This is a genomic window from Microbacterium sp. 01T413_2 (assembly GCF_056398985.1).
This window is the reverse complement of sequence record NZ_JBFTQL010000038.1, coordinates 18,381-30,539: the sequence shown is the minus strand read 5'-3', so window position 1 is coordinate 30,539 and position 12,159 is coordinate 18,381. Positions and strand designations below refer to the sequence as shown.

Here is a 12,159-nt window from a genome sequence, read left to right as displayed (position 1 = left end):
GTCGTTGCACGACTACATGCTGGGGCAGGTGGACGCCCGCCTGAACGGCGCGGCCGCGCGCGGGGCCGACATCGCCGGGGGCCGCGGGCCGGGTTCGACGCCCGGGACGACAGCTCAGACCAGCCCTGGCGCCACGCCGGCGCCCACGCCGCCCCCGCGACCCAGCCGCAACGACGTGGTCGGGGCGCCCGGCCAGTCGGCGGGCACGATCACGGCGATCTTCCGCGATGGCGCGTTCGAGCTCGGCGGCTGGATCGCCTCCGACGGCGTGCGGCACGATCTCACCGCCGCGCAGAAGAGGCTCCTCGCAGCGCGCCTGCCCACCGGATCCGCGGACCGCACCGCGCCGGTCACGGTCGACCTCGGCAGTTCGCTCGGCGAATACCGCGTGGCCGGGCGCACGACGCCCAGCGGTGTGGGCGTCGTCACGGCGCTGCCGCTGGACTCGGTGGCGGCGGTGACCGGGCGGCTGACGCTCGTGGTGGTGCTGGTGGGCGCCGCCTGCTTCGTACTCGCGATGGCGGCCGCGGCGGTCGCGATGGGCCGAGCGCTGCGCCCGCTGCGACGCGTCGCGCACACGGCGGCGGCGGTCACGGCGGTGCCGCTGGATCGGGGTGAGGTACGGCTCGCCGAGCGCGTCGACGCGAGTGACATCGCCTCGACCGCCGAGGTCGGCCAGGTCGGCACGGCCCTGAATGACATGCTCGATCACGTGGAGAGCGCGCTCGCCCAGCGCGAGGCCAGCGAGTCGACGATGCGACGCTTCGTCGCGGATGCCAGCCACGAACTGCGCACCCCGCTCGCCACGATCCGCGCGTACGCCCAGCTCTCCGAGAGGTCCGACGCCGAGGAACGGGAGGTCCGCGGCAACGCGGCGCTCATCGATGTCGAGGGTGTGCGGATGGGCGCGCTCATCGACCAGCTGCTCCTGCTCGCGCGCCTCGACGCGCTGCCCGAGCTGGCGCGCGACGAGGTCGACTTGCGGCTGCTCGTCGCCGAGGCGGTGCTCGCCGCCCGCATCGCCGGCGCTGAGCACGCCTGGGTCATGGAGCTCGGTGAGGATCCGGCACTCGTCCGCGGCGATGCGGCGGATCTGCGTCGGGTCGTCGACAACCTCCTCGCCAACGCCAGGGTGCACACCCCGGCCGGGACGACCGTGCGCGTGCGGCTGGACGAGAGGCGGACCGGGCAGACGGCCGGCTCGGTGCGCCTCACGGTCTCCGACGACGGCCCCGGCCTGCCCGACGCGGTGCGCGAGACCGTGTTCGAGCGCTTCGCCCGGGGCGAGACCTCGCGCTCCCGCGAGGGCGGCGGCACCGGTCTCGGCATGGCGATCGCGAAGGCCGTGGTCGAAGCCCACGGCGGTGCCATCGCGGTCGGCGAGGGCCCTGGCGCGACGTTCGTGGTGACGCTTCCGACGGCGCATCCGGGCGTGGATCCGGGAGGCTCGGGGCGGATTACGCTGGAGGGGTGACTGCGTACGTCTCGGCCTTCGATCTGTTCTCCATCGGTGTAGGACCTTCGAGCTCCCATACCGTGGGCCCGATGCGCGCCGGCGTCGACTTCGCCGCCCGGCTCGCGGCGAACGGCACGCTGCAGCAGGTGGCGCGGATCACCTGCTCGCTCTACGGATCCCTCGGCGCGACCGGCCTCGGCCACGGCACGCCCGATGCGGTCGTGGCCGGCCTGCGAGGTCTCACCCCGGAGACCTGCGACCCGGCCGATGTGCGCCGCGCCTGGGCCGATTGGACCGACGGATCCTCTCTCGCTCTGAACGGCACGCACAACGTCGTCTTCGAGAAGGACGACATCACGTTCGAACCGCGCACACGCCTGCCCGGCCACCCCAACGCGATGACCCTGCGTGCCCTCGACGCGGACGGGATCCACCTCTCGCAGGAGACCTACTACTCGATCGGCGGCGGCTTCATCCGTCGCGACGGGGAGGAGGCCGGCCGCTCCCTGGAGAAGGCGGCCTTCCCCTTCGGGTACGCCGACGCCGCCTCGCTGCTCGAGCTCTGCGACGAGAACGGGCTGACGATCGCCGAGCTCGCGCGGCTCAACGAGACGGCGCTGCGCAGCGAGGAGGAGGTCGCGGCCGGGCTCGACGCGATCTGGAACGCCATGTCCGCCTGCGTCGATGCGGGCCTGCACGCCGAGGGAACGCTGCCCGGCATCCTCAAGGTCAAGCGTCGCGCCGGTGCGATCCGCGAGCAGCTGGACGAGGTCGAGTCAGATGGTCACCCCGCCATCCCCGGCGAGTGGTTGGGCGCGTTCGCGCTCGCCGTCAACGAGGAGAACGCCGCGGGCGGACGGGTGGTCACCGCCCCCACCAACGGCGCGGCGGGGATCCTTCCCGCCGTGGCGATGTACTGGTGGCGCTTCCTCGCCGACTCCGGTCTCGGCGCGGGCAACGCCGTCACGCCGTACGGAGAGCTGGTCGGCAGCGCGCTGCTCGGCTTCGGCGCGGAAGCGTCGCTCGTCGCGGTCGGTGCGCTCGAGGATCCCGAAGAGCTCGCGGAGGCCAACCGCCGCCGCGGCATCCGCCGATTCCTTCTGACCGCGACCGCGCTCGGATCCCTGTTCAAGGCGAATGCGYCGATCTCCGGCGCCGAGGGCGGCTGCCAGGCCGAGGTCGGATCCGCGTGCGCCATGGCCGCGGGCGGGCTGACCGCCGTGATGGGCGGCACGAACCGGCAGATCGAGAACGCCGCCGAGATCGCCATGGAGCACCACCTCGGGCTGACCTGCGACCCGATCGGCGGGCTCGTGCAGATCCCGTGCATCGAGCGCAACGCGATCGCCGCCTCCACGGCCGTGACCGCGGCCCGGCTCGCGCTGCGCGGCGACGGCCAGCATTACGTCTCGCTGGACGCCGTCGTCGAGACCATGCGGCAGACCGGCCTGGACATGTCGACCAAGTACAAGGAGACGAGCGAGGGCGGCCTCGCGGTGAACGTCATCGAGTGCTGAGCCGAGTTCTGAGCCCCGGTGCGCGCCCTGCGCGCACCCGTCGTAGGGTGAGCAGATGAGCACGACGCGTCGCCGCGGGCGCCCCAGAGGGGAGTCCGGATCCCGGGAGCGGATCGTCGTCGCCGCGGAGCACGAGTTCGGCGAGAACGGCTACGACGGCGCCACGATCCGCGCGATCGCGGCGCGCGCGGAGGTGGACTCCGCGCTGGTGCACCATTACTTCGGCGCCAAGGCGGATCTGTTCGCGGAGGTCGTCGGCATCCCGCTGCGCCCCGATGTGGACGTGCCGGCGATCGTGCAGGGGCCCCGCGACGAGGTCGGTGAGCGCGTGGTGCGCTATGTGCTGGAGGCGTTCGAGCGCCCGGACGTGCGCCGGCGCGGAGTGACGATGATCCGCGTTGCGCTCGGATCCAAGGCGATGTCGCCCGTGCTGGTCGGCTTCCTCTCACGTGAGCTGATCGGCCGGATCACGGCGCTTCTCGAGGTGCCCGATGCCGCGCTGCGGGCCACGCTCGTCGCCTCTCAGATGGCCGGGCTGATCGTGACGCGGTACGTGGTGAGGCTGCAGCCGATCGCCGACGCCCCGATCGACGAGCTCGTCGCGCGCATCGGACCGACGATCCAGCGCTACCTGTTCGATTGACGCGCCCGGCCTTGTCTGGTCGTTGAGCGAGGACGCGCGCAGCGCGACTGAACCTTCGGGGTCGTTGAGCGAGGACGCCGCAGGCGACCGAGACGAAACGCGGTGCTCTTGCACACCTCGCAGGGCACGCGTTTCGTCTCGCTCCGGCTGCGCCGGTGCTCGCTCAACGACCCCGAGGGAGGCACGTGCCCGTGCTCGCTCAACCCCGTCGACCCTTGACCCTCGCCTCTCCCGGATCCATAATTCATCACATGATGAATAACGCGGTGGTGATCGACGGGCTGCATGTGCGGCGCGGCCGGCACGACGTGTTCGACGGGCTCGCGCTGACCATTCCCCGCGGCGAGGTGACGGGGCTGCTCGGCCCGTCCGGCTGCGGCAAGACGACGCTCATGCGCGCGATCGTGGGCGTGCAGCGGATCCGCTCCGGGAAAGTCGAGGTGCTCGGGCTGCCCGCGGGATCCGCTGCGCTGCGCCACCGTGTCGCCTATGGCACCCAGGGCGCCGCCGTGTACTCCGACCTCACGGTGCGGCAGAATCTGCGCTACTTCGCCGCCGTTCTCGGGGTCGGCCACGCCGACGCCGACCGCGTCATGGAGCAGGTCGGGCTGACGCCGTATGCCGGGCAGCAGGTGTCGGCGCTCAGCGGCGGGCAGGCGAACCGGGTGTCGCTCGGGGTGGCGCTGCTGGGGTCGCCCGAGCTCGTGGTGCTCGACGAGCCGACCGTGGGCCTGGACCCCGTGCTGCGTTCGGAGCTGTGGGATCTGTTCCGCAGGATCGCCGAGGCCGGCACGACGATGGTCGTCTCGAGCCACGTGATGGACGAGGCGCTGCGCTGCGACCGGCTGCTGCTCATGCGCGAGGGGCGGATCGTGTCCGACACGACGCCGGCCGAGCTGCTGGCGGACACCGGCAAGACCGATCCGGAGCAGGCGTTCCTCGTGCTCATCGCCCGGGACGAGGCCGCGGAGAGCGGTGCGCAGCCGCATACCCGCCGGCAGCAGCGTGAGGCGGCGGCATCATGAATCCGCGCCGGCTGTTCGCGACGGCGGGCCGGGTGCTCACGCAGCTGCGGCACGACCCGCGCTCGATCGCACTCATGGTGATCGCGCCGAGCCTGCTGGTCGGGCTGTTCGCCTGGCTCTTCACGGACTCGAGCGGCGTGTTCGACAAGTTCGGCGGCGCGATCCTGGCGCTGTTCCCGTTCATCGTGATGTTCCTCGTGAGCTCGATCACGACCCTGCGCGAACGGCGGTCGGGGACGCTCGAGCGACTCATGACCACTCCGCTCGGCAAGGCCGACTTCGTGCTGGGATACGCGCTCGCGTTCGGGCTGATGGCGGTGCTGCAGGCCGTCGTCACGGTCGCATTCGCGGTGTACGTCTGCGGGCTCACTGTGGACGGGCCCCTCTGGCAGCTCGGTCTGGTCGCGGTCGTGGACGCCGTGCTGGGCACCTCGCTCGGACTGCTCGCGAGCGCGTTCGCACAGACCGAGTTCCAGGCGGTGCAGTTCATGCCGCTGCTGGTGTTCCCGCAGATCATCCTGGGCGGGCTGTTCATGCCGCGCGACAAGATGCCCGATGTGCTGTACGCCATCTCCGACTGGCTGCCGCTCAGCCACGCGATCGATGCGATCCAGGCGGTGACGGCGGGCACCGGTCACTGGGACTTGTGGCGTCCGGTGCTGATCGTGGCGTGCTTCGCCGTGGCGTTCCTCGTTCTCGCGCCGCTCACGCTGCGCCGGCGCACCACCTGAGCGAGTCGACGACCGCTCCGGATCTTGTGTGTCACCACTCTGAAGCTGTGTGGTAGCGTCAAGTTTCCTTTGAATCTCCCGTAAGCCGCGATGTTTGTCGCCCCACAGGAAGCTCGTACCCGACTATGACTTTTCAGCCGCCGATCACGCCAGAACAGCAGCCATACGCGCCGCAAACTCCGCAGAAGTCGGGTAGCGGGCTGGGCATCGCGGCTCTGATCCTGGGCATCCTCGCCCTGGTGGGCGCGGTCATCCCCTTCCTGAACTACGTCGCATGGGTCCTCGGACTGGTCGGCCTGATCCTCGGCATCATTGCGCTTGTACAGAAGAACCGGCGTAAGGGCGTCGCCCTTGCCGGGACGATCGTCTCGGCGGTGGCGATCATTCTCTCCATCGTGCTTGCGATCGTGTACACGGCTGCATTCGCCAGCGCGGTCAGCAACGCTGTGGAGTCCGCGGCGGCCAGCGCCGGGCCGAGCTCCGCCCCACAGTCCAGCGCCGACAGCACGTCGACTGCTCCCGCTGCCGGAGAAGTGACGATCGTCTACGAGATCACCGGCACCATCCCGGACGCAACCGTCACATACTCGACGTTGGACAACGGCACCGTGCAGTCCGCGACAGCATCGGGTCAGGCCCTGCCGTGGACGAAGACGCTGACGGCTAAGAAGGATGGTCTTCTGGACGTCAACGTCTTCTCAGTGAGCGCCGTCGGCGGTATGGAGAGCGGCGACATCGGCTGCAAGATCACGGTTGATGGCAAGGTCGTCTCGGAGCAGACCGCCAGCGGCCAGGTAGCCGTTGCCTCGTGCACCGCGAGCAACGTTGGCGGCCATTAGAAGCGCGATCGCTGATGCTGGCTTGATCGTGTAGCCGCAGCGGGCGCACAGAATTCGGGTGCTACGGATCCCCATCCGTAGCACCCGAAGTGCGTTTCCGGTTGGCTAGCGGGCGCCGGCGCACGTCCTAGTCGCGCGCGGCGCGGTTCTTCGTGTGCCGGGTCGGCGCGGCCTGCCAGGGGTCCTCCGGCCAGGGGTGCTTCGGATAGCGCCCGCGCATCTCGGCGCGCACCTGGGCGTACGGGCCCGACCAGAACGACGCGAGATCGTCGGTGACGGCCAGCGGGCGCCCGGCGGGGGAGAGCAGGTGGAAGAGCACGGGGACGCGCCCTCCGGCCAGCCGCGGAGTCTCGGCCCAGCCGAAGCACTCCTGCAGCTTCACCGCGACCACCGGGCGGGCCGTCGGGTCGTCATGGGGCGGATACTCGATCCGGATCCGGGATCCGCTCGGCACTTCCAGACGCTCCGGCGCGAGCGTGTCGAACTCCGCGGCGGCGGGCCACGGCAGCAGCCGGCGCAGCGCCGGGCCGAGGTCGATCCGCGCCGTCGGGGTTCCGGTCGCGAGTGCGTCGATCTCCGGGCCGAGCCAGTCGTCGAGGGCGGCGGTCAGTGCGTCGTCGGAGACGTCGGGCCATCCGGGGCCGAGCGCGTGTCGCAGCAGGGCGAGCCGGCGGCGCAGCTGGTCCGCGCCCTCGGACCAGGTGAAGACCTCGAGACCGTCTGCTCGCAGGGCGCATCGCACCGCGTCATGGCCCTCCTGTGCGCTCGGCCGGATCGGCACGGATGAGCGCACGATCGCGCCCACCCGGCGCTCTCGCCGGGCGGCGACCTTGCCGCTCACGAACTGCGCCTCGACCTGGTCCGTGATCAGATGATCGGCGGCCCGCTCCACCTGCGTCTCTGTGATCGCGGCGGCGGCCCGGATCACGGCCCCTGATGCGCCCGCCACCCGCCCGGAGGCGCGCGCGACGTCGGCGACGGCRAGCCATTCCACGTCYGCGAGSGGYGGCCGYACGCCGGCACGGGTTCCGGAGGCCAGCAGGAACGTCGCTCCGTCCGCGGTGCGTTCGACCCGCCGCGCCACGCGCGCGGGGAACGCGAGGGCGATCACGAGTCCTGCCTCACCGACCCCGCCTTGGGCGGGCGGCTGCGGCGGCAGCGGCGACTGCGGTGACCGGGACGGGGGCGGGATGAAGCGCCGCAGCCGTTCGGCCTCCTGTGCCCAGCGGCGGGCGTCCGGTGCTCGGCCGTTCCGCAGGGCGACGATCGCGCCGGCGACGTCCGCATCGGGCACGCGCAGGTCCCCGCCGAGCAGGGCGACGACCTCTGGGGCCAGCCGGGCGCCCACGAGTCGGCTGCCCTCGATCAGGGCGCGGGCGAGGCGGGGGTCGACCGGGATCCGGGCCAGCACCCGTCCTTCGGCGGTCGCGCGGCCGTCGGCATCGGTCGCGCCGAGATCGTGCAGCACGCGCTGGGCCTCGGCGAGGGAGTCGGCGGGGAGTGGATCGATCAGCCGCAGCCCCGTGCCGCCCGGTGCGCCCCAGCAGGCCAGGAGCAGTGCGGCGTCGGCGAGGTCCGCGGTCGCGATCTCGGGCGCCGGCCGGGCCGGCGCTGCCGCGAAGGTGCGCTCGTCGAGGCAGCGGATGACCGTGCCAGGGCCCTGTCGTGTGGCGCGTCCTGCGCGCTGCACCGCGGAGGAGCGGGCGGCGGCGGCGGTCACCAGTCCGCTCATGCCGCGTGCCGTGTCGCGCTGCGGGAACCGGGACAGGCCGCTGTCGACCACGAGGCGCACGCCCGGCACGGTGAGCGACGACTCGGCAAGGGAGGTGGTGACGATGATGCGCGGCGGGTCGGATGCGCGGCACCCGCGGATCACCGCATCCTGCTCCGCCGCCGGGATCTGCCCGTGCAGCTCGCGGACGTCGAACTCTCGGCCGTCGTCACGCAGGCGGCGTGCGATCTCGGCGACCTCGCGCGCCCCCGGTGCGAAGACCAGCACGTCGGCGGTGGGGTCCTCGCGGATGAGGTCACCGGCGGCGGACGCCGCGGTCCGCGCCACGTGATCGAGGAATCCCCAGGTGACGCCCCTCTCATCCAGCCGGGGGACGGGGCTCGGCGCCCAGCGCTCGGTGAGCGGATGCGCCGGGACCGTGTGCTCGACGATCTGCGCCGGCACGGTGTCGCTTCCGAGCGCAGCGGCGATCCGCGCGGCGTCGAGCGTCGCCGACATCGCGACGAGGGTCAGGTCGTCACGCAGTTCGCGCACCTCGCCGAGCAGTCCGATCAGGAGGTCCGTCTCGAGGGCGCGTTCATGCACCTCGTCGATGACGACCGCATCCACGCCGTCGAGGCCGGGATCGTCGAGCATGCGACGCAGCAGCACGCCCGCGGTCACGAACTCGACGCGGGTGTCGCGGCTCACGGAGCGCTCACCGCGCACGGTGAAGCCGACCCGGGTGCCGAGTGGCGAGCCGTCGAGCTGCGCGAGCCGGCGCGCCGCCGCCCTGGCCGCGACGCGGCGCGGCTGGGTGACGATCACGCGGCCCGGAGCGCGGGAGGCAAGCAGAGGCGGGATCAGCGTGGTCTTGCCGGTTCCGGGCGGTGCGCTGATGACGAGAGCCGTGCCGGCGTCGAGCGCCGCGGTGACCTCGTCGAGGGCCGCGGCGAAGGACAGCCCCGTGCCGATCGAACCGAGGTCGAAGGGCGCAGAGGTCATCCGTCCAGTCTGCCGCGAAACGAGCACGGCGCCCGGACCCCGAAGGATCCGAGCGCCGTTCGTGGAGTGGCGTTACTCCGCGGTCTCGTCTTCCTTCGCCGCGCGCGTGGCGGGCGCGGTCGCCCTCACTGCGGCGCCGCCCGCGTGCGCGGCCGAGTGGTGCGTCTCGGACTGGGCGAGACCGGCACCGAAGCCGCGGCCCACGGCCTGGCCCTGGATGATGCCGGCGAGATCGAGCCCGGTCGCGGCGTGCACGCTGTCGAACACGCTGCGCAGCGCCTTGGCACTGTCGCCGCCGACGACGCTGGATGCGCCGTCGTCACCGGACCCGCCGATGATCGACACATTGCCGATCGTGGAGTAGCCCTTGGCGAACTCGGCCATGATCGACGGCAGCACCTCGAGCACGCGCTGCGAGAGGAACGCCTCCTGGTTGGACGCGATGGCCTTCGCCTCGGCCTCGACGGCGGCGGCCTTCGCCTCGCCCTCGGCGCGGATCGCGTCGGCTTCGGCGGTGGCGCGCACGCGGCGGGCCTCCGCCTGCGCATCGGCCTGCGCGCGCAGAGACGTGGCTTCACCGGTGGCCTTGGCGATCGCGGCGGCCGCCTCGCCGTCGGCGCGGGCCTTGTCGGACTGCGCCTGCTGCTCGGCGATGCGGGTGGACGCCTCGGCCTGCTTGATCTGCTCGATCGCGGCGGCCTCGGCGGCGCGCTCGCGCGTGTAGAGCTCGGCCTGGGCGCGGGTCTCCGCCTCGTAGCGCTGGGCGTCGGCGACGCGCTTGACGTCGGCGTCGAGCTGGGCCTGCTTGTTCTCGGCCTGCTGCTGCAGGACCGCCTGCTCGGCCTGCGCGCGGGCGAGCTGCTCCGCCTGCTCCGCCTCGGCGCGCGCCCGGCCGACTCCGGCGGCGGCATTGGCGGTGTTGGTGTCGAGAGCGGTCTGCTCGACGAGGTTCGCCTCCTGGTTGGAGATGAGCTTCTGATTGATCGCGCGGTCGGCGTTSGTCTGCGCGATCTCGGCGGCYTGTCGCTTCGCCTGGATCTCMGGMGCRCCGAGSGACTGGATGTAGCCGACCTTGTCGGTGATGCCCTTGATCTGGAACGAGTCGAGAATCAGGCCCTGCTCGGCGAGCTCCTGCGAGACGTCGGCGGCGATCTGATCGGAGAACTTCTTGCGCTCGCGCATGAGCTCGACGACCGAGAGGGTCGCGACGATGCCGCGGAGGGCGCCCTCGAGCTGCTCGGTGGTGAACTGCTCGATGGCCTTGTCCTGAGAAGCGAAGCGCTCGGCGGCGCGGCGCACGAACAGGGGGTCAGATCCGATCTTCACGATCGCGACGCCATCGACGTTCAGCGTGACGCTGTCGAGCGACTGCGCCTCGGCGTTCAGCAGCACCTGGCGCGAACGCAGGGAGATGATCTCGTGGCGCTGCGTGATCGGGTTGACCAGCGACTTGCCGTTCACGATGACGGTGACCGGCGACTCGGACATCTCGGAGCTCGTGGATCCGTCGGGCAGCAGGGTGGCGCGCTGCACCTTCTGCTTGCGGCCCGAGATCACCAGCGCCTCATCGGCGCGGGCGACCTTGATCCAGCTGCGCGCGAGCAGCAGCACGACGAGAAGGACGATGACGACGCCGACGATCGCGGCCCCGATGATGATGAGCAACCCGACGAGGGCGGCGGGGTCCATATGCACTCCTGTGTGTGTTCTCCGGTCGCCCGTCAGGAGGGCGTCAGGAACGACTATGCCAGAAGCTATGAAGCAGCCGTGAGCGACGCTRCATCCTGCAGCCATGCGCGCACGAGGAACTCTGGGGCGTCAGGATCAGCCCCCGCCGCTGGCGAACACACGCCCCCGCCGTGGCACTCTGGCGTACCGCCCCGATCTCAGGCCGCGAGCTCGTACCGTGCTCTGCCCCCGAGCCGCGGCGTGCGGAGGGGATCGACGTGCAGGGGTGGGATGAACCAGACCCGACTGCGCCTGCCCTTGCCCTCGATCCGGATCTCCCAGGCGTTGTCGTGTATGCGATGGTGGCAGCTCTCGCAGAGCAGGATCCCGTTCTCGAGGTTCGTAGGCCCGGCGTCGCGTCTCCACCAGCGGATGTGATGAGCGCGGGTCATCGACGGCGGCAGTCCGCACATCGCACAGCCGCCGTCGCGTTCGGCGAGGGCGAGGCGCTGCGCGGTGGTGAAGAACCGCAGCCGGCGTCCGTAGTCGAGGATCTCGCTGTCTGTACCGAGCACGCAGGGATGACGCCGCCGCTGGCGGCGAGCTGCCGGGCGGCGCCGATGCTGAGCGGGAGGTCGGATCCGTCGATCGTGGCGTATCCGGTGCCGTCGGCGAGGTCCTTCAGGTCGACGCGCACCACCACGGTCGCGCCGGCCAGAGCAGGCGCATCGTTCTCGCAGCCGAGGGCGTGCGCGCAAAGCTCACTGAGCGCCTCGGCGCGCAGCGCGGCGACGGAACGATGGTCGGCTTCGGGTGCGTCCGGGTCGAGCTGGTTCTTCTGCGCGGCGAACAGCGCCGACACGTATCCGTTCACCGCAGCGACGATGGGGGCGCCGTGCGCGGCGTCGAAGTCGCCGTCGAGATGGATGTGCCCGTCGCACTCGTAGATGGAAGCGACTGGCGGTCGCGCTGATCCTGCTCTCGCGGGGCGACCCCGTCCGGATCCAGCCACGCCTCGGCGCGGGTCACCAGCCGACGCACGTCGTCGTGCGACAGGCCCGCCGCCTTGTCCACCAGCAGCCGCTCGGCCTCGGCGGTCCGCGCCGCGCCGATCTTCAGGCGTACCCGGTCGAGCAGAGCGATGATCACTGCGGCCGCCTGAGCGCTCAGCGCGCCTGAGGAGAGGGCTCGCTGAGCCGCCGGATACTTCGCCGGCACGGGCTCCCCGATCAGGTTGGTGCGCGGGGCCGTGGCCTCGCCGACCTTGACCAGCCGCGACGCGTCGCCGGCGGTAGCACCCGTCGTTGTGGCGATCAGCTGCGCGGCGTTGCGGAATCCTTGCTCCTTCGCGAGCGAGTCCGCTCCCAGTTCGGTGCGGGACTCGTGTGCCACGCAGGCGGCGACCTCGGCGATCATCGCTCCGGACCGGCGATGCAGGAGCCCGAGCGCCTCCGTCGCGGCCATCAGCTGCGTGCGGGAGAGCTCACCCGCGTCGCCGGCTCCGCCCCACACCTCATCGAGACGCTGCAGCGCCTCATGCAGGGGATGGAGATGTCCGGTCATG

Annotated in this window: 11 protein-coding genes; 6 read left to right on the top strand and 5 right to left on the bottom strand. The window is 71.6% G+C overall.

All coding sequences use genetic code 11. The annotated features are described in order from the left end of the window. The 6 genes from AC1DMN_RS16570 to AC1DMN_RS16545 all read left to right on the top strand — a co-directional run. Positions 1–1,474, top strand: a 1,474-nt coding sequence (locus AC1DMN_RS16570; RefSeq protein ID WP_477384618.1) for a sensor histidine kinase, incomplete at its 5' end; no start/stop codon positions are given. After that, entirely contained in the window at positions 1,471–2,973 is a 1,503-nt protein-coding gene (locus AC1DMN_RS16565; RefSeq protein WP_477384616.1) for an L-serine ammonia-lyase, iron-sulfur-dependent, subunit alpha, read from the top strand. The genes AC1DMN_RS16570 and AC1DMN_RS16565, both read left to right, overlap by 4 nt. Before the next feature lie 55 nt (positions 2,974–3,028). Continuing rightward, a complete protein-coding gene (locus tag AC1DMN_RS16560) occupies positions 3,029–3,616 on the top strand; it encodes a TetR/AcrR family transcriptional regulator (RefSeq protein ID WP_378804686.1) in 588 nt (195 codons plus the stop codon). Between the two features lie 251 nt (positions 3,617–3,867). Then, positions 3,868–4,641: an ABC transporter ATP-binding protein gene (locus AC1DMN_RS16555; protein WP_440735066.1), complete on the top strand. Its 774-nt coding sequence runs from the start codon at positions 3,868–3,870 to the stop codon at positions 4,639–4,641. Then, positions 4,638–5,372: an ABC transporter permease gene (locus AC1DMN_RS16550; protein WP_477230491.1), complete on the top strand. Its 735-nt coding sequence runs from the start codon at positions 4,638–4,640 to the stop codon at positions 5,370–5,372. Before AC1DMN_RS16555 ends, AC1DMN_RS16550 begins: the two co-directional genes overlap by 4 nt. Positions 5,373–5,497: 125 nt before the next feature. Beyond that, positions 5,498–6,211, top strand: a complete 714-nt coding sequence (locus AC1DMN_RS16545) for an MmpS family transport accessory protein (protein ID WP_477230490.1) — start codon at positions 5,498–5,500, stop codon at positions 6,209–6,211. A gap of 127 nt (positions 6,212–6,338) precedes the next feature. On the opposite strand, the gene hrpB is transcribed toward AC1DMN_RS16545, so the two are convergent. From hrpB to AC1DMN_RS16520, 5 genes are all read right to left on the bottom strand, one after another. Then, entirely contained in the window at positions 6,339–8,927 is a 2,589-nt protein-coding gene (gene hrpB, locus AC1DMN_RS16540) for an ATP-dependent helicase HrpB (RefSeq protein WP_477230489.1), read from the bottom strand. Between the two features lie 72 nt (positions 8,928–8,999). Continuing rightward, positions 9,000–10,616 (bottom strand): SPFH domain-containing protein, encoded by a 1,617-nt coding sequence (locus tag AC1DMN_RS16535; RefSeq protein ID WP_441975526.1) that lies wholly within the window; start codon positions 10,614–10,616, stop codon positions 9,000–9,002. A 197-nt stretch (positions 10,617–10,813) separates the two neighbouring features. Then, a complete protein-coding gene (locus tag AC1DMN_RS16530) occupies positions 10,814–11,047 on the bottom strand; it encodes an HNH endonuclease (protein WP_477230488.1) in 234 nt (77 codons plus the stop codon). Next, the gene (locus tag AC1DMN_RS16525; RefSeq protein ID WP_477230487.1) at positions 11,044–11,469 is read right to left on the bottom strand and encodes a DUF222 domain-containing protein; all 426 of its coding nucleotides are present in this window, start codon (positions 11,467–11,469) and stop codon (positions 11,044–11,046) included. The genes AC1DMN_RS16530 and AC1DMN_RS16525 overlap by 4 nt, the downstream gene beginning before the upstream one ends. Then, positions 11,466–12,158 carry a DUF222 domain-containing protein gene (locus tag AC1DMN_RS16520; RefSeq protein WP_441975528.1) on the bottom strand — a complete coding sequence of 231 codons (693 nt, stop codon included), beginning with the start codon at positions 12,156–12,158 and terminating at the stop codon, positions 11,466–11,468. The genes AC1DMN_RS16525 and AC1DMN_RS16520 overlap by 4 nt, the downstream gene beginning before the upstream one ends. Position 12,159 lies beyond the last annotated feature (1 nt).

Bases quoted from the DNA above. Each gene is read 5' to 3' on its own strand.
- AC1DMN_RS16545 (WP_477230490.1), top strand. From the start codon at position 5,498: ATGACTTTTCAGCCGCCGATCACGCCAGAACAGCAGCCATACGCGCCG.
- AC1DMN_RS16550 (WP_477230491.1), top strand. From the start codon at position 4,638: ATGAATCCGCGCCGGCTGTTCGCGACGGCGGGCCGGGTGCTCACGCAG.
- AC1DMN_RS16520 (WP_441975528.1), bottom strand. From the start codon at position 12,158: ATGACCGGACATCTCCATCCCCTGCATGAGGCGCTGCAGCGTCTCGAT.
- AC1DMN_RS16560 (WP_378804686.1), top strand. From the start codon at position 3,029: ATGAGCACGACGCGTCGCCGCGGGCGCCCCAGAGGGGAGTCCGGATCC.
- AC1DMN_RS16555 (WP_440735066.1), top strand. From the start codon at position 3,868: ATGATGAATAACGCGGTGGTGATCGACGGGCTGCATGTGCGGCGCGGC.
- AC1DMN_RS16530 (WP_477230488.1), bottom strand. From the start codon at position 11,047: ATGACCCGCGCTCATCACATCCGCTGGTGGAGACGCGACGCCGGGCCT.